Origin of the sequence: Embleya sp. NPDC005575, assembly GCF_040605455.1 — a bacterium.
Lineage (GTDB): Bacteria > Actinomycetota > Actinomycetes > Streptomycetales > Streptomycetaceae > Embleya.
Map to the genome: position 1 here is coordinate 19,522 of NZ_JBEXCV010000076.1, position 20,559 is coordinate 40,080.

Annotated in this window: 18 protein-coding genes; 16 read left to right on the forward strand and 2 right to left on the reverse strand. The window is 69.5% G+C overall.

From position 1 onward, the window contains the following. The first annotated feature begins 52 nt into the window (after positions 1 to 52). The 4 genes from ABZS54_RS24200 to ABZS54_RS24215 all read left to right on the forward strand — a co-directional run bounded on the left by ABZS54_RS24200 (position 53) and on the right by ABZS54_RS24215 (position 4,054). A complete protein-coding gene (locus ABZS54_RS24200) occupies positions 53 to 934 on the forward strand; it encodes a branched-chain amino acid ABC transporter permease (RefSeq protein ID WP_355539737.1) in 882 nt (293 codons plus the stop codon). Further along, positions 931 to 2,352: a branched-chain amino acid ABC transporter permease gene (locus tag ABZS54_RS24205; protein ID WP_355539740.1), complete on the forward strand. Its 1,422-nt coding sequence runs from the start codon at positions 931 to 933 to the stop codon at positions 2,350 to 2,352. Before ABZS54_RS24200 ends, ABZS54_RS24205 begins: the two co-directional genes overlap by 4 nt. Further along, a complete protein-coding gene (locus ABZS54_RS24210) occupies positions 2,349 to 3,269 on the forward strand; it encodes an ABC transporter ATP-binding protein (protein ID WP_355539743.1) in 921 nt (306 codons plus the stop codon). Before ABZS54_RS24205 ends, ABZS54_RS24210 begins: the two co-directional genes overlap by 4 nt. An 80-nt stretch (positions 3,270 to 3,349) precedes the next feature. After that, the gene (locus tag ABZS54_RS24215) at positions 3,350 to 4,054 is read left to right on the forward strand and encodes an ABC transporter ATP-binding protein (RefSeq protein WP_355539779.1); all 705 of its coding nucleotides are present in this window, start codon (positions 3,350 to 3,352) and stop codon (positions 4,052 to 4,054) included. Between the two features lie 76 nt (positions 4,055 to 4,130). Here ABZS54_RS24215 and ABZS54_RS24220 read toward each other — a convergent pair whose 3' ends face one another. Continuing rightward, the gene (locus ABZS54_RS24220; protein WP_355539782.1) at positions 4,131 to 4,511 is read right to left on the reverse strand and encodes a hotdog fold thioesterase; all 381 of its coding nucleotides are present in this window, start codon (positions 4,509 to 4,511) and stop codon (positions 4,131 to 4,133) included. Between the two features lie 103 nt (positions 4,512 to 4,614). Here ABZS54_RS24220 and polA point away from each other — a divergent pair, with 103 nt between their 5' ends. From polA to ABZS54_RS24240, 4 genes are all read left to right on the forward strand, one after another. Then, entirely contained in the window at positions 4,615 to 7,353 is a 2,739-nt protein-coding gene (gene polA / locus ABZS54_RS24225) for a DNA polymerase I (protein WP_355539746.1), read from the forward strand. 120 nt (positions 7,354 to 7,473) lie between these two features. Continuing rightward, positions 7,474 to 8,682 carry a hypothetical protein gene (locus ABZS54_RS24230; protein ID WP_355539749.1) on the forward strand — a complete coding sequence of 403 codons (1,209 nt, stop codon included), beginning with the start codon at positions 7,474 to 7,476 and terminating at the stop codon, positions 8,680 to 8,682. Positions 8,683 to 8,835: 153 nt separating this feature from the next. After that, a complete protein-coding gene (locus ABZS54_RS24235; protein ID WP_355539752.1) occupies positions 8,836 to 8,973 on the forward strand; it encodes a hypothetical protein in 138 nt (45 codons plus the stop codon). 60 nt (positions 8,974 to 9,033) lie between these two features. After that, a complete protein-coding gene (locus tag ABZS54_RS24240; protein WP_355539755.1) occupies positions 9,034 to 10,056 on the forward strand; it encodes a DUF3068 domain-containing protein in 1,023 nt (340 codons plus the stop codon). Positions 10,057 to 10,215: 159 nt separating this feature from the next. Here the strand turns inward: ABZS54_RS24240 and ABZS54_RS24245 are convergent, their stop codons facing one another. Further along, positions 10,216 to 10,995, reverse strand: coding sequence for a class I SAM-dependent methyltransferase (locus ABZS54_RS24245; RefSeq protein ID WP_355539785.1), 780 nt, complete (start codon positions 10,993 to 10,995; stop codon positions 10,216 to 10,218). 367 nt (positions 10,996 to 11,362) lie between these two features. Here ABZS54_RS24245 and rpsA point away from each other — a divergent pair, with 367 nt between their 5' ends. The 8 genes from rpsA to coaE all read left to right on the forward strand — a co-directional run bounded on the left by rpsA (position 11,363) and on the right by coaE (position 20,178). Continuing rightward, a complete protein-coding gene (gene rpsA, locus ABZS54_RS24250; protein ID WP_078977653.1) occupies positions 11,363 to 12,850 on the forward strand; it encodes a 30S ribosomal protein S1 in 1,488 nt (495 codons plus the stop codon). 176 nt (positions 12,851 to 13,026) lie between these two features. Further along, positions 13,027 to 14,304 carry an MFS transporter gene (locus ABZS54_RS24255; RefSeq protein ID WP_355539758.1) on the forward strand — a complete coding sequence of 426 codons (1,278 nt, stop codon included), beginning with the start codon at positions 13,027 to 13,029 and terminating at the stop codon, positions 14,302 to 14,304. Then, on the forward strand, positions 14,294 to 15,343 hold the full coding sequence (locus ABZS54_RS24260; RefSeq protein ID WP_355539761.1) for a hypothetical protein: 1,050 nt from the start codon (positions 14,294 to 14,296) through the stop codon (positions 15,341 to 15,343). Before ABZS54_RS24255 ends, ABZS54_RS24260 begins: the two co-directional genes overlap by 11 nt. Before the next feature lie 358 nt (positions 15,344 to 15,701). Continuing rightward, on the forward strand, positions 15,702 to 16,265 hold the full coding sequence (locus ABZS54_RS24265) for a phosphatase PAP2 family protein (protein WP_355539764.1): 564 nt from the start codon (positions 15,702 to 15,704) through the stop codon (positions 16,263 to 16,265). A gap of 4 nt (positions 16,266 to 16,269) precedes the next feature. Continuing rightward, positions 16,270 to 17,250, forward strand: a complete 981-nt coding sequence (locus ABZS54_RS24270) for a decaprenyl-phosphate phosphoribosyltransferase (protein WP_355539767.1) — start codon at positions 16,270 to 16,272, stop codon at positions 17,248 to 17,250. Between the two features lie 85 nt (positions 17,251 to 17,335). Next, complete coding sequence (locus ABZS54_RS24275; protein ID WP_355539770.1) at positions 17,336 to 18,628, forward strand: FAD-binding oxidoreductase; 1,293 nt, start codon at positions 17,336 to 17,338, stop codon at positions 18,626 to 18,628. Between the two features lie 47 nt (positions 18,629 to 18,675). Further along, positions 18,676 to 19,431 (forward strand): decaprenylphospho-beta-D-erythro-pentofuranosid-2-ulose 2-reductase, encoded by a 756-nt coding sequence (locus tag ABZS54_RS24280; protein WP_355539773.1) that lies wholly within the window; start codon positions 18,676 to 18,678, stop codon positions 19,429 to 19,431. A 147-nt stretch (positions 19,432 to 19,578) separates the two neighbouring features. After that, positions 19,579 to 20,178, forward strand: coding sequence for a dephospho-CoA kinase (gene coaE / locus ABZS54_RS24285; RefSeq protein WP_355539776.1), 600 nt, complete (start codon positions 19,579 to 19,581; stop codon positions 20,176 to 20,178). The last annotated feature ends 381 nt before the right edge of the window (positions 20,179 to 20,559 follow it).

The following is a 20,559-nucleotide window of genomic DNA, read 5'->3' on the forward strand; positions in this document are numbered from 1 at the left end:
AGCTTTCCTTATGCAACCTGATGAAATCCTGGATTACCTTATTCCAGGGATCATGCTCGGTGCGTTGTACGCGGTGATCGCCATCGGCTACACCCTGGTCTATGGCGTTCTGCAGCTCATCAACTTCGCACACAGCGAAGTCTTCATGGTGGGCGCCTATTCCGCGTTGCTCGCCTTGACCTGGATCGACCCGAGCAGCAACCCGACGACGTTCATGTCGGTGTTGTTGGTCGCGGCCGGTCTGGCCGTTTCCGGTACGGCCGGTGCGGCCACGGCCTATACGCTCGAGAAAGTCGCGTACAGACCACTCAGACGCAGGAACGCGCCCCGTCTTGCGTTCCTGATCAGCGCGATCGGGGCCTCCTACTTCCTGCAGAACCTGGCGGGGAAGTTGTTCGGCCGCGACTCGCGTGCACTGCCGACGGTGTTCGAGAACAAGAAGGTCTTCTCGGTCTTCGGTACCCAGGTCACCATCCTCCAGCTGCTCATCGTTTGTGCTGCGGTGCTGATGATGGTCGGCCTGGACTACCTGGTGAACCGCACCAAGCTGGGCTCGGGTATCCGGGCCGTGGCGCAGGACGCCGAGACGGCGGGCCTGATGGGTGTGGACATCGACAAGGTGATCTCGCGGACGTTCATCATCGGCGGGTTCATGGGCGGTATCGCCGGCTTCCTGTTCGGCCTGCACCTGCAGCTGTCGTTCACGATGGGCTTCCTGCCCGGCATCACCGCGTTCGCCGCGGCCGTGGTCGGCGGGGTCGGCAACATTCGCGGCGCGATGATGGGCGGCATGCTGCTCGGCATCGTCGAGAGCTTCTCGTCGCCCATCTTCGGTGAGTCGTGGCGGTACGTCAGTGCCTTCGCGGTGCTGGTCCTGGTGCTGATGTTCCGGCCGACCGGCATCCTGGGCGAGCGTTTGGGGAGGTCGGCGTGACCACGACGACGAAGGAACGCGATCTCGCGCCGACCGGGTCGGCGCTGGCGAAGCTGCGAAGCAAGCGCTGGTATCAGCAGCCGATGGTCGGCCGCCTGGTGGGCACCGTCGCCGCGGCCGTGCTTTTGGACGTGATGAGTGGTCCGCAGGGCAGCCGCGAGGACGTGTTCTTCTCGGTGGACAAGACCCTCGGGTCGCTGCGCGTGGTGTGGTGGATCATCGGCGCGGTGGCGCTGTGGGCGATCATGGAGTTCACCAAGCCCCTGTACAACCGCTATCTGGCGGCGAGCGTGGGCCCACTGGACCGCTTCCACACACCGGTGACCGGTCCGGTCAGGGGACTGATCGCGCAGACCCGGGCGACCTCGGCGAATCTGCGCCGTATCGTCTGGGTCCGGATCGGCTTCTCGGCCGTGGTGATCGGCCTGCTGATCCTGTTGCCGAACGTGCTGTCCACCTTCTGGAACCAGGTGCTGGTCAACGAGGTGGCGATCTACGTCCTGCTCGCGATCGGCCTGAACGTGGTGATCGGCTGGGCGGGCCTGCTCGACCTGGGCTTCATCGCGTTCTTCGCGATCGGCGCGTACAGCACGGCGTACTGGACCGGTGCGATGCCGGTGGAACCGCCGTTCACGCTGAACGCGTTCCTGGTGATCCCGGTCGCGGTGGGCACGTGTCTGCTGGCCGGGCTGCTGCTCGGCGCGCCGACGCTGCGGCTGCGCGGTGACTATCTGGCGATCGTGACGCTGGGCTTCCACGAGATCATCTACCTGATCGCCAAGAACGCGGACGGGTTCACCAACGGTCCGCGTGGTGTCCAGGGCATCTCGAACTTCGGGGTGCACGTCGGCCCGATCGACTACGACTGGGAACTGGACCCGGTGCCCTACTGGTACTTGCTGATCGGCATCGCGACGATCCTGATCATCGCGTTCCTGAGGTTGGAGCACTCCCGGGTCGGCCGAGCCTGGACCGCGATCCGTGAGGACGAGGTGGCCGCGTCGGCGACCGGTGTCCCGACGGTGAAGTTCAAGCTGATGGCGTTCGCGATCGGCGCGTCCACGTCCGGCATCGCCGGTGTCGTGTACGCGAGCAAGGCCCGGTTCATCAGCCCGGAGAGCTTCCTGTTGCTGTTCTCGGTGCTGGTGGTGGCCTACGTCATCTTCGGCGGCATGGGTTCGCTGTGGGGTGTCATCATCGGCACGGCGTTCCTCGCCTGGCTGCCGCAGTACATGAAGGACTGGGTCAACCCGAACGACCGATTCATGTACCTGGGCGCGCTGTTGATCATCATGATGATCTACCGCCCGCAGGGCCTGATTCCCTCGGTTCGGCGCAAGCGCGAGTTGAGCATGGCCAAGGCGGGTCTCGGCGACGCGGACGCGATGTCGGAGCCGGCCGGCGGGAGGATGACGTGAGCATCACCACGACGAAGGCGGGCGACCGGCCGCGGGTGGACCCCGAGGACCAGGTCATGCGGGTGCGCGGCGTCACGCTGCGCTTCGGTGGCCTGGTGGGTCTGTCCGACGTGGCGTTGGACCTGCACCGGGGCGAGATCCTCGCGGTGATCGGCCCCAACGGGGCGGGCAAGACCTCGCTGTTCAACTCGTTGACCGGGATGTACGTCCCGCAGGAAGGCAGCATCGTGCTGCGCGACCGGGCGGGTGGCGAGCACTCGCTCAAGGGCCGCAAGCCGCACCTGGTGAACCGGCTCGGGGTGGCCCGCACGTTCCAGAACATTCGCCTGTTCGGCGCGCTCACCGCGCTGGAGAACGTGAAGATCGCGGCGGAGACCCGGCAGAAGGCCGGCCCGGTGTCGATCATGCTGGGCCTGCCGAACGCGCGTCGCGAGGATCGCGAGAGCGACCTTCGGGCGCTGGAGCTGCTGCACTTCGTGGGTCTGGACGGGCTGCTCAACGAGTTGGCCGCGTCGCTGTCCTACGGCCAGCAGCGCAGCCTGGAGATCGCCCGCGCGCTGGCCACCGATCCGCAGGTGCTGCTCCTGGACGAGCCGGCGGCGGGTACCAACCCGACCGAGAAGCTCGACTTGGAGGTGTTGATCCGCCGGATCAACCGCGAGCTGGGCATCAGTGTGCTGTTGATCGAGCACGACATGCGCCTGGTGATGTCGGTCGCGGACCGGGTCACGGTGCTCAACTTCGGCAAGGTGATCGCGTCCGGTTCGCCGGCCGAGGTGCAGCGCAACCCCGATGTCGTCGCGGCCTATCTGGGGGCCGAGATGGCCGCCGAGATGGTCGCGGCCTCGGATGCCGAGGCGGCGAACGGGTCGGACGGTACGGTCCCCGCGCAGCGGGACGGGGAGGAGCAGCGATGAGTGCCGCCGAGTCCAAGGGCGCGGATGCGGTCGGGCTGACCAAGCCGACCGCGAACACCGCGACGACGCCGCGAAAGAAGATGCTGGAACTGGACGATCTGCACGTGTTCTACGGCGCCATCCAGGCGCTGAAGGGCGTGCACATCGAGGTGAACGAGGGCGAGATCGTGGCCCTGCTCGGCGCCAACGGCGCGGGCAAGACCACGACACTGCGCACCATCTCGGGGCTGCTGACACCGCGCGAGGGCGAGGTGCGCTGGCGCGGCGAGCGGATCGACGGGGTGCCCGCCCACCACGTGGTGGGGCTGGGCATCGGGCACTCTCCGGAGGGTCGGCGGGTGTTCCCGGCGATGACCGTCACGGAGAACCTGAACATGGGCGCCTACCGGTTCAAGTCGGTGCCCAAGGCCGAGCTGGATCGGGTGTTCGAACTGTTCCCGCGGCTGGCCGAGCGGCGTGGCCAGCTCGCGGGCACGCTGTCGGGCGGCGAGCAGCAGATGCTGGCGATCGGGCGGGCGTTGATGGGGCAGCCGAAGCTGCTGCTTTTGGACGAGCCGTCGATGGGTCTGGCGCCGCTGATCGTGGCGCAGATCTTCGACATCATCCGGGAGATCAACGAGCAGGGCACCACGGTGCTGCTGGTCGAGCAGAACGCGGCGCAGGCGCTGCGCCTGGCGCACCGCGGCTATGCCCTGGAGACCGGGTCGGTGGTGCTGTCCGGTCCGGCGGATCAGCTGCTGTCGGATCCGAAGGTGCGCGAGGCGTACCTCGGCGAGGGCGCGTAGCGCAGCGCCGTTTTGGGACCGCGCGGCGGAGGGGGTCGGCCCCTTCGCCGCGCGGTCCCGGACGCGGGGCCGGGGTTCAGGCGCGCTTGATCATGCAGCTCAGCCGCGCGGTACAGACCCGCTTGTCGTCCTCGTCGGTGATCACGATCTCGTAGGTTGCCAACGACCGACCCAGATGCACCGGGGTGGCCACACCGGTGACCAGGCCGGACTTGGCCGAGCGGTGGTGGGTGGCGTTGATCTCGATGCCCAGGGCGATCGCGTCCTTGCCGGCGTGCAGCGCGGAGCCCACCGAACCGAGGGTCTCGGCCAGGACGCAGGACGCGCCGCCGTGCAGGAGGCCGTAGGGCTGGATGTTGCCCTTGACCGGCATGGTGGCGACCACCCGCTGGGCGGAGGCCTCGAGGAATTCGATCCCCATGCGGTCTGCCAGCGTCTCCTGGGTGCCGATGTTCATGAACGCCAGGACCTCGTCGAGGCCGGGCTGCGGAGTCTGGTCGGGCATGGGGTACTCCTCCGGAAACATGGTTGTGTCGGCCTGACAGCCTAGGATCGCCGTCGTGGCAGCGACTCAGACCCCCCAGACCTCCGTTCCCGCCGGCTCCCGGCCGCGACTTCTGCTCCTCGACGGGCATTCGTTGGCATACCGGGCGTTCTATGCGCTCAAGGAAGCGTCGATGAGTACCGCGACGGGCCAACCGACCCAGGCGGTCTACGGGTTCACGTCGATGCTGGTGAACGTGCTGCGGGACGAGGCGCCGAGCCATCTTGGTGTGGCATTCGACGTGTCCCGGCAGTCGTTTCGCACCGAGGAGTTCCCGGAGTACAAGGCGAACCGGTCCGAGACTCCGGAGGAGTTCAAGGGCCAGGTCGAGCTGATCATCGAGGAACTGCACGCGATGGGCGTGCCCACCATGCGGGTGGCGGGCTTCGAGGCGGACGACGTGATCGCCACGCTCGCGACCCGGGCCGCGGCCGAGGGCTTCGAGGTGCTGATCCTCACCGGTGACCGGGACGCGTTGCAGTTGGTCACGCCGGACGTCACGGTGCTGTATCCGATGATGGGTGTGAGCAAGCTGCACCGGTTCACCCCGGCGGCGGTCGAGGAGAAGTACGGGCTGACGCCGGCGCAGTATCCCGACTTCGCGGCGCTGCGCGGCGACCCGAGCGACAACCTGCCGGGCATCCCGGGAGTGGGCGAGAAGACGGCCGCGAAGTGGATTCGCGAGTTCGGCTCGTTCGCCGACCTGATGGAGCGCGCGGACGAGGTCAAGGGCAAGGCCGGGCAGAACCTGCGCGATCACCTGGACAACGTGCGGCTGAACCGACGGCTGACCGAGCTGGTGCGCGAGGTCGAGCTGGAGGTGACGCCGGCCGATCTGGAGCGCAAGCCGTTCGACCGGGCGGCGATCGAGGTGGTGCTGGACACCCTGGAGTTCCGCAACGCCAACTTCCGGGATCGGCTGTGGGCGGTGGACCCGGGTCTGGTGCCCGAGGTGATCGAGGCCGAGCCGGGTTTCGAGCTGGACACCACGGTGGTCGAGCCGGGCGGGCTGGCCGCGTGGCTGGAGGAGCACGCGGCGGGTGCGGAGCGTACCGGGCTCGCGGTGGACGGTTCGTGGGGGCGCGGGACGGGCGAGGTCACGGGCGTGGCGTTCGCCGCGGCGGACGGCGCGGCGGCGTTCGTGGACCCGACGGCGATGGACGGGGACGACGACGCGGCGTTGGCGGCCTGGCTGGCGAACCCGCGGCGGACCAAGGCGGTGCACGACGCGAAGGGTCCGATCCTGGCGTTGGCCGCGCACGGCTGGGCGCTGTGGGGAGTGACCAGCGACACCGCGCTGGGCGCGTATCTGGTGTTGCCCGGTCAGCGTTCGTTCGCGCTGGAGACGCTGGTCGAGCGGTTCCTGGGTCGTGAGCTGAAGCTGGACCAGAGTGGTTCCGCGGACGGGCAGCTCGCGCTGGACATGTCCGACCAACAGGACGCCGAGCCGGGTGCGGCGCTGATGCTGGCCGCTCGGGCCGTGGTGGACCTGGCCGCGGCGCTGGACGTCGAACTGGCCGCCAAGGGTGGTCTGGAGCTGCTCCAGGACATGGAGTTGCCGCTGCTGCCGGTGCTCGCGCAGATGGAGCAGTTCGGCATCGCGGCCGACCTGCCCTACCTGGAGGCGCTCCGGGAGCAGTTCGCGGCGGCGGTGAAGCAGGCCACCGACGAGGCGCACGCGGCGGTGGGCCACGAGTTCAACCTGGGTTCGCCCAAGCAGTTGCAGGAGATCCTGTTCAACGAGCTGGGCCTGCCCAAGACCAAGAAGATCAAGACGGGCTTCACCACCGACGCGGACGCGTTGACCTGGCTGGCCGGCCAGACCGACAACGAACTCCCGGTGATCCTGCTGCGCCACCGCGACCAGACCCGGCTGCGCACCACGGTCGAGGGCCTGATCAAGACGGTCGCCGACGACGCGCGCATCCACACCACGTTCAACCAGACCGTGGCGGCCACGGGCCGGTTGTCCTCGCAGGACCCGAACCTGCAGAACATCCCGATCCGGACCGAGGAGGGGCGCCTGATCCGGCGTTCGTTCGTGGTCGGCGCGGGTTTCGAGGGGCTGTTGACCGCCGACTACAGCCAGATCGAGCTGCGGATCATGGCCCACCTTTCCCAGGACACGGCACTGATCGAGGCGTTCACCTCGGGTGAGGACCTGCACTCGACGATGGCCGCGCAGGTCTTCTCGGTGGCTCCGGAGGCTGTCGACCACGCGCTGCGCAGCAAGATCAAGGCGATGTCCTACGGACTGGCGTACGGGCTCTCCGCGTTCGGCCTCTCCCAGCAGCTGGACATCGAACCGGCCGAGGCGCGTGGCCTGATGGAGACCTACTTCGAGCGGTTCGGCGGGGTGCGCGACTACCTGCACAAGGTGGTCGAGGAGGCCCGGCTGACCGGCTACACGGAGACCGTGTTCGGCCGCCGGCGTTACCTGCCGGACCTGACCAGCGACAACCGGCAGCGCCGCGAGATGGCCGAGCGGATGGCGCTGAACGCGCCGATCCAGGGTTCGGCGGCGGACATCGTCAAGGTCGCGATGCTCGCGGTGGACCGAACCATGCGGGAGGAGAAGCTGGCCTCGCGGATACTGCTCCAGGTCCACGACGAACTGGTCCTGGAGGTGGCGCCGGGCGAGCGGGAGCAGTTGGAGGCGCTGGTGCGTCGGGAGATGGCCGGCGCGTATCCGCTGCGCGCCCCGCTGGACGTCTCGGTCGGTTTCGGGCCGAACTGGGAGGACGCGGGTCACTGATCGTGAACCGGTGCGCCGTGGGGGTGGAGAGCCGGCCGCAGCCGGCATAGGTTCGCACGGGTCACCGGTGTACGAGTCATCCGGTGCAGAGTCGAACTTGCGCACAGAGGGGGGAGCTTCGTGGAAGAGGCCGAGTCGAGGCCCGATCCGCAGAAGCCGGGCAAGCCGGACGAGGTCGCGGTCGATGCGGCGGTGGAGTCGATATCCGCCGCCGCTCCCGCGCCGAAGCCCGAGCCCGAGGCGCCGCCGATATCCGGCGCGCCGAACGCACCGGACAAGCGCAGACGGATCCTGAATCCGTGGCTGGGCAGCGCGGCGGCGATCCTGGTGGTGCTGGCCTGCGGTGCGGCGGTGCAGTCCCCGTTCACCATGGTCACCGCGCACCGAGTGCCCACGTCCGACCTGCCGCGGCTGTCCGATCCGGCGCCGGCCGACGGCACCTCGGCGAACGGCGGCGGGCCGAGCCACTTCGAGCTGCCGCCGCCGGTGCTGCCGGCCGCGTTGCCGGGCGCGCCGACCACGTCCGCGCCCGCCACCGCTCCCGGCACACCGACCTCCTCGGCGGGCACGCGGGGCACCACCGCGACCGGCACCGGCGGCATACCGCAGACGGTGCTGCTGGCCTATCAGCAGGCCGCCTCCAACCTGGCCCGGATGGACCCGGGCTGCAAGCTGCCGTGGACGCTGCTCGCGGGCATCGGCCGGGTCGAGTCGGAACACGCGTACGGCGGCAACGTGACCGTGGACGGCACGGCGGTCACCCCGATCCTGGGCCCGCGCCTGGACGGCGGTCCGTGGGCCCGGATCCCCGACACCGACGGCGGTCGCTACGACTTCGACACCCAGTTCGACCGTGCGGTGGGTCCGATGCAGTTCATCCCGTCCACGTGGAAGAACTGGGGCATGGACGGCAACCGGGACGGCCAGATCAACCCGCAGAACATCTTCGACGCGACGTTGACCGCGGGCCGGTACCTGTGTGCGGGCAACCGGGATCTGTCCACCGGCGCGGGGCTGAACGCGGCGATTTTGTCCTACAACAATTCCAGCGAGTACGTACGCAACGTGATGTCCTGGATGACGTACTACGCGACCGGCGCGCGGTCCGTCCCGGACGCGCGGCAGCCGACGGCCAAGCAGACCCCGACGCCCCGGCAGACCACCACCAAGCCGACGTCGAGCAAGTCGGCGAGCCCGGCCGGCAGCCCCACCACGAGCCGTACCGCGAGCGCGTCCGGCTCGGTGTCGCCGTCCGCGTCGAACCGGGCCTCGGACACGGGGGAGTCGACCGAGGCGTCGACCACGACGGAAACGGCTTCCGCACGGTGACCCCGAGCCGGTAGCCGGGATCCGCAGCCAGGACCCGGCAATCGCAATCCGCCGCGCAAAGAACGGGAACCTGTTCTCGTTTCTTGCTACCGTGCCCCATCGTCGGCCGTCGGGACGACGGCCGAGGCAGCAGCAGGAAGGTGGGACCGCCACATGCGTTCCTTCGCAGCCGTCGTGGTCGGGGTGCTCCTGGCCGTGGGAGCCGCGTTCGTGCTGAACGCGTGTGCGATCGGCGATCCCGCGCCGGTGCACAAGCCGCTCCAGGTCACCAGCCCGCCCGCGCGGCCCTAGCGGTGTCCCGAGCGGCGGCGCGAATCCGTACCCGGTTTTATCGTCAAGGGGTCCACCTCGATGCGTCGTAAGTCCGGTCTGATCCTGCTGGCCGCCGCAGTGTTCTGTGTGGCCATGGCGCCGCTGCTGCGCGAGTTCGTCTTTCCGAAGCTGGTCGCCAAGGCGCTGGCCGGCGAGGACGCCTACCGGGTCGTGGTGCTGGACGCGAACAACGCCACCCTCCTGGGCGCGCCCGAGGGACCGGGCAGGGCAAAGGTCACCGTGATCCAGACGATCCGACCGGATGCCAAGGCGGCCAAGGACGGCACCGTGGTCTGGGACCTGAACCTGGCCGTCCTGGACAGCACCGGCAAGGTGGTCACCCAACTCCCCGAGCGCTACGCGTTCGAGGCGGCCGGCCAGATCCCCCGGAACTGCTGCGGCGAGTCGGTCGACGGCGCCCCCGCCGCGCATACCGGCCTCGCCTACAAGTGGCCGTTCTTCACCGGCAAGCGCGACTACAACTACTACGACTCGCAGGCGCACAGCGCGAACGTGATCTCGTACAAGGGCACCGAGAAGCGCAGTGGGCTGGAGACCTACCGCTTCGAGCAGGAGGTGCCGTGGATGAAGATCCCGATGCCCAAGCAGCTCCCGGGCGGCCTGGACCCGGTCGCGATCGAGAAGGAGGGCATGCAGCTCTGGTACACCGCGACCCGCAAGATGTGGGTCGAGCCGGTCACCGGCATCCCGGTGTACATGGAGGAGACCCGCAAGGAGGAACTACGCACCTCCCCACCGGCCGACGACCCCAACGCCAAGCCGGTGGTCACCAAAGTCTTCGAGGGCACCTTCACCCCCCGCCCGGCCTGGTCGCAGAAGCTGATCGCCGACGCCAAGGACCGCAGCGAAAAACTCCGCACGATCCACGACACCATCCCGCTCGCCCTGCTGGTGGTCGGCGTCGTCCTCTTCCTGACAGCGATAGCCCTCCAATTCCTCGCCGACCACAAATCCCGCCCCCGCCCCACCCCCGCAGGCGCAGCCGCCTCCGAGGCCACCCCACAGCGCGTCAGCGCTTGCGACCCGGCCCCAACCAAGTAATCGACGCAGGCGAAGCCGCAAGCTTTGACTTCGTGCCCCGGAGCGAAGCGCGGGGATACGAAGTCACGAGCGAGGGGCCGCTTCTTTGCGGAGGAGCGAAGCGGGGGAGCAAGAAATTGGTGCCTCGCGAGCCGGCGACAAAGTCGTCCGACAAGCAGCTCACCCCTTGTCGCACACAAAGATCGCCGTCCCCGGCAACAACCGGCCGCGCAGCGGGCTCCAGCCGCCCCAGACCGAGTCCAGGCCCTCCGGCCACTCCGGCTCCACGAGGTCGGTGAGCCGGAATCCCGCACCGACCACCTCGCGCACCCGGTCCCCGAGCGTGCGGTGCTGCTCGACGTAGGTCGCCCGCCCGGTGTGGTCCTGCTCCACATACGGCGTCGTGTCGAAATACGAGGTCACCGCGGTCAGCCCCTCGGGCCCGGGCTCGTCGGGGAAGGCCCAGCGCACCGGGTGGGTGATCGAGAAGACCCAGCGCCCGCCCGGCCGCAACACCCGGAACACCTCGCGCATTATGCCCGCGCCGTCCGGGCTGAACGGCAGCGCGCCGTACGCGGAGAACGCGAGGTCGAAACTCGCGTCGGCGAACGGCAGCCGCGCCGCGTCGGCCTGCACCACCGGCACCCGGGTGCCGTGCTCGACGTCCAGTCGGCGCGAGTGCTGGAGCTGACGCAGCGACAGGTCCAGCGCGATCGGGAAGGCGCCGCGCGCGAGCAGCCGGCGCGAACACTGCGCCGCACCCGCGCCGACCTCCAGGACGGTGCGCCCCTCGACCGGGCCGAGCAGCCCGACGCGGTCCTCGTCCAGCCCCTCCGGGCACCATGTGAAGCGCGCGTCGCCGAGGAACTCGCCGTGCTCGACCTGGTACTCGTCGGCGTTGGCGTCCCACCACTGCCGGCCGGCCCGCACGCTCTCGACCAGGCCCACCTTGCGCCGCACCGCGTCGTCGCCGTCGTCGAGCTCGTCCGGGTCGACGTACCGCGCCGCGAGGGACGTGTGCGGGTCGTGGGAAATGGGGCGGTTCACAGGGCTCCAGACACTGCGGGCGGGCACGGACGCGCGTAGGGTACTCCCTTCGGGGCGTCCCGGTTGACCCCATGCATCCCGTGCGCGTTGACCGCACCCGGTCGGCCCCGTATGCTGCAAGTTGCGCCGCGGGCCTGCGTGAACTCAGACGGAGCAGGTCGCGCTCACCTTTGTCGATCCCACGCCATCCTCTTGCATGGTCGCGGGCGTCGGGGGCGAAACCGGGTCCACAAGCGTGTTTGAAAACCGACTTCTGTCCGTACCCGGAGCCCTTACCCACATGACGAGCAGCACCGAGGCCACGCCCAGCACCACCCCGCAGGTGGCGGTCAACGACATCGGCTCCGAGGAAGACTTCCTCGCAGCGATCGATGAGACGATCAAGTACTTCAACGACGGCGACATCGTGGATGGCGTGATCGTCAAGGTCGACCGGGACGAGGTCCTGCTCGACATCGGTTACAAGACCGAAGGCGTCATCCCGTCCCGCGAGCTTTCCATCAAGCACGACGTGGACCCCCACGAGGTCGTCACCGTCGGTGACCACATCGAGGCCTTGGTTCTCCAGAAGGAGGACAAGGAAGGCCGTCTGATCCTCTCGAAGAAGCGGGCTCAGTACGAGCGCGCTTGGGGCACGATCGAGAAGATCAAGGAAGAAGACGGCATCGTCACCGGTACCGTCATCGAGGTCGTCAAGGGTGGTCTCATCCTGGACATCGGCCTCCGCGGCTTCCTCCCGGCCTCGCTGGTCGAGATGCGTCGTGTGCGTGACCTCCAGCCGTACGTGGGCAAGGAGCTCGAAGCCAAGATCATCGAGCTGGACAAGAACCGCAACAACGTGGTCCTGTCCCGCCGTGCCTGGCTCGAGCAGACCCAGTCCGAGGTGCGTCAGACCTTCCTCACGACCCTGCAGAAGGGTCAGGTCCGCACGGGCGTCGTGTCCTCGATCGTCAACTTCGGTGCGTTCGTGGACCTCGGCGGCGTCGACGGTCTCGTGCACGTCTCCGAGCTGTCCTGGAAGCACATCGACCACCCGTCCGAGGTTGTCGAGGTCGGCCAGGAAGTCACCGTCGAGGTCCTCGACGTGGACATGGACCGCGAGCGCGTCTCCCTGTCGCTGAAGGCGACCCAGGAAGACCCGTGGCAGCAGTTCGCCCGGACGCACCAGATCGGTCAGGTCGTCCCCGGCAAGGTCACCAAGCTCGTTCCGTTCGGTGCGTTCGTCCGCGTGGACGAGGGCATCGAGGGCCTGGTGCACATCTCCGAGCTGGCCGAGCGCCACGTGGAGATCCCGGAGCAGGTCGTCCAGGTCGGCGACGAGATCTTCGTCAAGGTCATCGACATCGACCTCGAGCGTCGCCGCATCAGCCTCTCGCTGAAGCAGGCCAACGAGGCGTTCGGCGCGGACCCGGCCACGGCCGAGTTCGACCCGACCCTCTACGGCATGGCCGCGACCTACGACGACGCGGGCAACTACATCTACCCGGACGGCTTCGACCCGGAGACCAACGACTGGCTCGAGGGCTTCGACAAGCAGCGCGAGGAGTGGGAGAAGCAGTACGCCGACGCCCAGGCGCGCTTCGAGTCGCACCAGCAGCAGGTCGTCAAGGCTCGCGAGGCCGAGGCGGAGGCCGTGGCCGGCGAAGCCGCGGGCGCGTACTCCTCGGGCGGTGACGACGAGGTCGAGGCCGACACCACCGGTGGCGCCTTGGCCTCCGACGAGGCGCTCGCCGCGCTTCGCGAGAAGCTGGCCGGCGGCCAGAGCTGACCTCGGTCGGTTGACGCCGCACGCGGTGTCGAGCTGATCCGCCGGTAGCGATGGCGGCGGATGGAAAGGCCCCACTTCCCTTCGGGGAGGTGGGGCCTTTCGGCTTTTCCGGTGCGAGCGCGCGAACGGGACTAGGGTCGGGGGCGGCCACACGGCAGCCGGGGGAGGGTGCGGGGGTGTACGTCTCGTCCGGACGTCCGGAATCGGCGACCGAGGCGGCGATCGAGCGGCCCGCGTCGGGGGTCGGTGCGATGGTCACCGGCAACGTGATCGCGCTGGGCATGGTCAGCCTGGTCACCGACGTCTCCTCCGAGATGGTCACCGCGGTGATGCCGCTCTACCTGGTCACCGGCCTGGGCCTGACCATGCTCCAGTTCGGCTTCCTGGACGGCCTGTACTCCGGCGTCACGGTCTTCCTGCGGCTGGTCGGCGGGCACCTCGCCGACCGGTTCGCCGCGCGCAAACAGGTCGCAGCGGTCGGCTACGGGATGTCGGCGGTCGCCAAGCTCGGACTGCCGATGGTCGGTGCCTCGGTGCCGGGGATCGGCGCTGTGCTGGCGGTCGACCGGGCGGGCAAGGGGCTGCGCACCGCGCCTCGGGACGCGCTCATCTCGCTGTCCGGCAGCCCGCAGGCGCAGGGGCGGGCGTTCGGCGTGCATCGTGCGCTGGACACCGTCGGGGCGTTCACCGGGCCGCTTGTGGCATTCGCCATCCTGGTCGCGGTGGGCACCGCCTACGACGCGGTGTTCGTGGTGAGCTTCTGCGTCGGTCTGGTCGGTGTCGCGATGCTGGTGCTGTTCGTGCGCGACCACCGCGACCCGATCGAGCACAAGCCCGGATGGCGGGACGGGCTGCGGCTGTTGCGGGATCGGCCCTATCGCCGGCTGTGTGCGGTCGCGGCCGTGCTCGGCCTGGTCACGGTCAGCGACGCGTTCGTCTACCTGATGCTCCAGCACCGGCTGGAGATTCGGCCGCACTGGTTCCCGCTGCTCCCGCTGGGCACCGCCGGGGTCTATCTGGTGCTCGCGCTGCCGCTGGGCCGGCTCGCCGACCGGGTGGGGCGGCGGCGGGTGTTCCTGGCCGGGCACGGCGTGCTGCTCGCCGCGTACCTGCTGCTCGGCGGTCCGCTCGGCGGCGTCGGGTTGCTGATCTCGGTGCTCGCGCTGCACGGGGTGTTCTACGCGGCCACCGACGGCGTGCTCTCGGCGGCGGTGGGTGCGCGGTTGCCCCCGTCGGGCCGGGCGGGTGGACTCGCGGTGGTGCAGACCGGGCAGGCTGCGGGTCGGTTCGCGTCCTCGATGATCTTCGGCGCGCTGTGGACGGCCTCGGGACCGGCCGGTGCGATCCGGGTCCTGGCCGGTGCGCTCGCGGTGGCCCTGCTCGGCTCGGCGCTCGCCTTGGCGGGCGGCGGGTGCGGGCGCAACGCCGGGGAAAAGGTGTGCGATGTCCGTTGACGCACCGGTGAAACCGGCCCTGACCAAGGGGCGGATTCTGGTCTTCGCGCTGATCCTGGTGCTGCTCGCGGGGATCGCCATCGGATACACGGTGTACGCGGTCGACCGCGAGGACGAGCGGCTGCACGGCGGTTCCGGCACCGCGCCGGGCGGGCCGCCGTTGACCCTGACCGGGGCGCCGCGACTGCTGTTCCGCAGCACCGAGTCGGGCCCGGGATACGGCCGGCTGGCCACCGTCGCGGCCGGTGATCCCAGTGGGCCGCGCACGGTGGGCGAGCGCTCGTGCGATCGGGTCTACGCGGCCGGCGGCACCGCGGTGTGCCTGGCCACCGAGGGCGGGATCACCAGGACCAACGTGGCGCTGGTCCTGGACGCGAATCTGCGCCAGGTGCGCCGGGTCGAATTGGCGGGCACGCCCAATCGGGCGCGCGTGTCGGCGTCGGGTCGAATGGCCTCGTGGACGGTGTTCGTCTACGGCGACTCGTACGCGTCGATGACGTTCTCCACGCGAACGTCGATCCTGGACACGCACACGGGTGCCATGGTGACGGACCTGGAGGACTTCACCACCACCCGGGACGGCAAGGAACTCAAGTCGCCCGATCGCAACTTCTGGGGCGTCACCTTCACCGCCGACGACAACACGTTCTACGCCACGCTGTCCACCAACAGCTCCGGCCGCACGTATCTGGTCCGCGGCGATCTGCGGGCCCACACCATGACGGTGCTGCGCGAGAACGTCGAGTGTCCGTCGTTGTCCCCGGACGGCACCCGCCTGGTGTTCAAGAAGAAGGTCTCGCAGAGCACCCGCAACCCGTGGCGCCTGCACGTGCTCGACCTGGCGACGATGCGCGAGACCCCGCTCGCGGAGACCCGCAGTGTGGACGACCAGGCGATCTGGTTGGACGAGGGCACGGTCGGCTACGGACTGCCGACCGGGTCGGGCGCGGCCACCGATGTGTGGTCGGTGCCGGCCGACGGGAGCGGCGCGCCGGTGCGCATCGTGGCGGGCGGGTTCTCCCCGGTGCCGCTGCGTTGACCGATCGGTTGGCTGCGCTTGCGCGTCGGACCGGCATCGCGCAGGCTGCGGGACTGCCACAGTTCCGTCACGAAAGCCGGACGGTCTGCCGGTGCCGTCACTCCTTTGGCAGGGTCTGACCTGCGTCCCCCACGGGCACCGTGGAGCACGATCGCCGTGGGCTCTCGCTCGACGCTCATCGGACCGATCCGGCTCGGTGAAGGGCCCCGGTCCGGTTCGCGTACTCTGACTGACTGGTGTCGTGCGCCGAGTTCGTATGGAAGTGGCCCGTGTGGCGGTCGGGAAGACCGCCGGACATGTCGGCCCCCGGGCTCCGGAGCAGGACGCCCATTCGACGTGAGTAGGAATGAGGATATCGATGGCCTTTGGTGGAGCGTTCGCCACCGGGCAGGTAGTCAAGACGGTCGGGGCGTCCGATGTCGCCCTGTACCGCGGCGTGCGTGGGCGTACCGGACATCCGGCCGTCCAGCGCACGAGCAAGGCCTTGTCCTTCGCCGGTGAGCACGCGGGTGTGTGGCTCGCGGCGGGCCTGGTCGGTGCCGCCGTGGATCGGGGGCGTCGGCCCGAGTGGCTGCGCGCCACCGCCACCGTCGCCGGCGCGCACGTCGCGAGCATGGTGGTCAAGCGCGTCGTGCGCCGTCCCCGACCGGCCATAGCGGGTCTGGAACCGACGGTGCGCACGGCCGGTCGGCACAGTTTCCCGTCCTCGCACTCGGTGTCCTCCGCCGCCGCCGCCGTGGCGTTCCACGGCCTGTTGCCCACCGCGGTCACCGGTACCGCCGCCGCCGCGACATGTTTCTCGCGGCTCGTGGTGGGCGTCCACTATCCGTCCGACGTGGCCGCCGGCGCGACCATGGGTCTCGCCGCCGGCGGCTTGGGTCGAGCCTGGGCCCGTCGCGCACAGCGTTCGAAGGGGTTCTGAAGTCTTGAGTACATCCGAAATCGAATCGGCACCGGAGGCGACCGAGGCGCTGTTCCCGGCCTCGGCCGGCGGCGCCACCACGGTTGCCGCACCGCCGCGTCGTCCCCGCGGTGGGCTCCCGGGCGGCCTGTTGAAGCTGGCCCGGCCCAAGCAGTGGGTCAAGAACGTGCTCGTGTTCGCCGCGCCGCTCGCGGCCGGGCGGCTGGACGAGGGCTACGTGCTGCGGCACAGCGCCATCATGTTCGTGCTGTTCTGCCTGGCCGCCTCGGCGATCTATTACATCAACGACGCGTTCGACGTCGAGTCCGACCGCGAGCACCCCACCAAGCGCAACCGTCCGATCGCCTCCGGCGCGGTACCGGTCAAGCTCGCGTGGGTGCTGGGGCCGATCCTGGGGATCGCCGCGGTCGTGCTCGGGGTGCTGCTGTGCAACCCCGGGACCGCGCTCGTGCTGGGCCTGTACGTCGTGTTGAACGTGGCGTACTGCTTCTCGTTCAAGCACGTGGTGGTGCTCGACCTGGCCATGGTCGCCTCCGGCTTCCTGTTCCGGGCGATGGCCGGCGGTACCGCGTCCGAGCTGCCGCTGTCGCGTTGGTTCCTGCTGACGGCGGGCTTCGGGTCGTTGTTCATGGTGGCCGGAAAGCGCTACTCGGAGATGGTCCTGATGGGCGAGGAGGCGGCCAAGACGCGCGCCTCGCTGGCCAATTACTCGATCACCTACCTGCGCTTCGTATGGCAGATGGCGGTCTCCGTGACGCTGCTCACCTACTCCCTGTGGGCGTTCCAGATTCCCGAGGGCGATTCCACGCTCGCCTGGCACCAGTTGTCGCTGATCCCGTTCGGCTTCGCGTTCCTGCGCTACGCCGTCTATGTGGACGGCGGAACCGCAGGGTCCCCCGAGGACGTTCTTCTCAGAGACAAGGTGCTCGTCGGCCTTGGTTTCCTTTGGCTTCTCACGTTCGTTCTGGGAGTTTTCCATGTCTGACGGCCCGTCGGCCGACGCACGACCAACCGCTCGGCGGGTAAGCCTGAACGGTTGGGGACGCACCGCCCCCTCCTTTGCCGACGTCTTGCGCCCCACGACCCGCGACCAGGTCGCGACCGCCCTGGGACAACGCACCTCGCGCGGTGTGATCGCCCGCGGTCTGGGCCGCTCGTACGGCGACCCCGCCCAGAACGCCGGCGGCACGGTCCTGGACATGACCGGCCTCGACCGGATCCTCGCGGTGGACCTGGAACGCGGCCTGGTCACCTGCGAGGCCGGGGTGAGCCTGGACCGGCTGATCGAACTGTTCGTCCCGTTCGGCTTCTTCGTGCCGGTGACCCCGGGGACCCGGCAGGTCACCGTGGGCGGCGCGATCGGCGCCGACGTGCACGGGAAGAACCACCACGCGGACGGCAGCTTCTGCAACCACGTGTTGTCCATCGACATGCTGATGGCGGACGGCACCGAGCGCACGATCACCCCCGAGGGCGACCCGGAGCTGTTCTGGGCCACCGCCGGCGGCATGGGCCTGACCGGCCTGATCCTGTCCGCGACCATCCGGATGACGCCCATCGAGACCTCGCTCGCGTCGGTGGACACCGACCGGACGAAGAACCTCGACGAGGCCATGGCGCTGATGGCCGAGACGGACGAGAAGTACACCTACACCGTCGCGTGGCTGGACTGCCTGGCCAAGGGCCCCAACCTCGGCCGCTGTGTGCTCACCTGCGGTGAGTTCGCCGCGCTCGACGACCTGCCCGCGAAGAAGCGCCGGGACCCGCTGCGCTTTCGCACCGGTTCGCTGCTGACCATCCCGGACCTGGTGCCGGGCCGGCTGCCGAACAAGCTCACCATGGGCTTGTTCAACGAGCTGTGGTACCGCAAGGCGCCCAAGCACAAGGTCGGCCAACTACAGTCGATCACCGGGTTCTTCCACCCGCTGGACCTGGTCCAGGAATGGAACCGGGTCTACGGGCGGACCGGCTTCCTCCAGTACCAGTTCGTGGTGCCGTTCGGGCGTGAGGACGGGCTGGTCAAGGCGGTCGAGACGATCAGCGCGCACGGCGCGCCCTCCTCGCTCACGGTGCTCAAGCGGTTCGGTCCGGGCAACGAGGGCTTCCTGTCCTTCCCCAAGCCGGGGTGGACGCTGACCCTCGACTTCCCGACCAACACGCCCGGACTGGCGCGGCTGCTCAAGCAGCTCGACGAGATCGTGCTGACCAACGAGGGTCGGTTCTACCTCGCCAAGGACTCGCGGATGGACCCGGCCGATCTGGCCCGGATGTACCCGCGGCTGGAGCGGTTCCGCGAGGTGCGGGCCAAGGTCGACCCGGACGGGATCTTCGTCTCCGATCAGGCCCGCCGACTCGGGCTCTGACCCACCCCTCTTCCGTCTTCTCGTGAACCACTTGTGAAGGACACACCGTGAAAGACGCCCTGGGCGCACCGCAGTCCCTGCTCGTTCTCGGCGGCACCTCCGAGATCGCGCTGACCACGGCTCGCGCGATGGTCGCCGAGCGGGTTCGGCGGGTCGTGCTCGCCGGCCGCCCCTCCGCCGCGCTGGACACGGCCGCCGAGGAGCTGCGCGGCCTCGGCGCGACGGTCGAGGTGGTCGGCTTCGACGCGGCCGAGACCGACGACCACGAGAAGACCATCGACGAGGTCTTCGCCGCCGGCGACATCGACGTCGTGCTGCTCGCCTTCGGCGTGCTGGGCGACCAGGACGCGGACGAGAAGTCCCCGGCCGCCGCCGCGCGCGTCGCGCAGGTCAACTACGTGGGCGGCGTCTCGGCCGGGCTGGCGGCGGCCAACGCGCTGTCCCGGCAGGGCCACGGCGCGCTCGCGGTGATCTCGTCGGTGGCCGGCGAGCGGGCCCGCAAGTCGAACTTCATCTACGGTTCGACCAAGGCCGGCCTGGACGCGTTCGCCCAAGGGCTGGGCGACAAGCTGCACGGCACCGGCGTGCACGTGATGGTGGTGCGGCCGGGCTTCGTCAAGACCAAGATGACCGAGGGCCTGCCGGACGCGCCGCTGGCCACCACGCCGCAGGTGGTCGCCGAGGCGATCGTCAAGGGCCTGCGCCGCAAGTCGTCCGTGGTCTGGGTGCCGGGCCAGTTCCGCTTCGTGATGTCCGCGCTGCGGCACGTCCCGCGGCCGATCTTCCGCAAGCTGAACATCTGACCCGCGGTCCGTCGTCGCGACAGAGCCCGTCCCGGTGTGCTCGGGGCGGGCTCTCGTGTGTTCGGGAGCGGGGCCCTTCTACCCTGGGGACGCCTGGCCTACCGTGGCCCGGTTCTGGTCCACCCGAAGACGTACGAGGGGCGCGGCATGGGCAGCAGGGGCAACGTCGGGCTCACCGGTGGGATCGGCGCGGGCAAGAGCGAGGTGGCGCGGCGGCTCGCCGAGCTGGGCGCGGTGGTGATCGACTCGGACCGGATCGCCCGCGAGGTGGTGGCGCCGGGCACGCCGGGGCTGGCGGCGGTGGTGGCGGAGTTCGGCGAAGGGGTGCTGCTGCCGGACGGCTCGCTCGACCGCCCGGGCCTGGGCCGGATCGTCTTCGGGTCGCCGGAGCGGTTGGCCGCGCTCAACGCGATCGTGCACCCCCTGGTGGGGGCACGCGCCGCGGAGCTGACGGCGGCGGCAGGCGAGGACGCGGTGCTGGTCAACGATGTGCCGCTGTTGGCCGAGAACGACCTGGCGAAGCTGTACGACCTGGTCGTGGTCGTGGACGCCGCTCCCGAGACCCAGCTCGACCGGCTGGTTCGGCTGCGGGGCATGCCGGAGGCCGATGCGATTGCCCGCATGGGTGCGCAGGCGTCTCGGGCGGAGCGGTTGGCCGTCGCGGATGTGGTGATCGACAACGATGGGCCGCTCTCGGCGTTGGAGCCGCAAGTGCTGGCGCTGTGGGAGCGGCTGACGGGCGACTGAGGCTGCGGTTGCGTTGCCACTTGACTCGGTTGGTGGACCCACCTGCTCCACCCGTTGCGTTCGGTGCGGAGGCTGCGGATTCTCAGGCTGCGGGGCAGCGCGATCGGGCCCCGCGGCCTTGCGACGTCGCTGCGCTCGACCGGCTGCCGGTCGCCCACCGGCGCCGCCGACCATCGGGCCGCTGCGACTTTGGCGGCGGCCCGGCGGGTCGGCGCCCACGACTTGATCGTCGACCGGTGATCGACGAGCCTGCGAGGAGAGCGGCCGCAGGCCGCCGGCACGTTACATCTGGCCGGCCCGGACGTGCGGGTACGGGCGGGCGACGTGACCGACGCGGATGCGGTGGCCCAACTCGCGGCGGGGCACGACGCGGCGATCGCG

Bases quoted from the DNA above. Each gene is read 5' to 3' on its own strand.
- rpsA (WP_078977653.1), top strand. From the start codon at position 11,363: ATGACGAGCAGCACCGAGGCCACGCCCAGCACCACCCCGCAGGTGGCG.
- ABZS54_RS24260 (WP_355539761.1), top strand. From the start codon at position 14,294: ATGTCCGTTGACGCACCGGTGAAACCGGCCCTGACCAAGGGGCGGATT.
- ABZS54_RS24265 (WP_355539764.1), top strand. From the start codon at position 15,702: ATGGCCTTTGGTGGAGCGTTCGCCACCGGGCAGGTAGTCAAGACGGTC.
- ABZS54_RS24240 (WP_355539755.1), top strand. From the start codon at position 9,034: ATGCGTCGTAAGTCCGGTCTGATCCTGCTGGCCGCCGCAGTGTTCTGT.
- ABZS54_RS24215 (WP_355539779.1), top strand. From the start codon at position 3,350: ATGCTGGAACTGGACGATCTGCACGTGTTCTACGGCGCCATCCAGGCG.
- coaE (WP_355539776.1), top strand. From the start codon at position 19,579: ATGGGCAGCAGGGGCAACGTCGGGCTCACCGGTGGGATCGGCGCGGGC.
- ABZS54_RS24220 (WP_355539782.1), bottom strand. From the start codon at position 4,511: ATGAACATCGGCACCCAGGAGACGCTGGCAGACCGCATGGGGATCGAA.
- ABZS54_RS24235 (WP_355539752.1), top strand. From the start codon at position 8,836: ATGCGTTCCTTCGCAGCCGTCGTGGTCGGGGTGCTCCTGGCCGTGGGA.
- ABZS54_RS24200 (WP_355539737.1), top strand. From the start codon at position 53: ATGCTCGGTGCGTTGTACGCGGTGATCGCCATCGGCTACACCCTGGTC.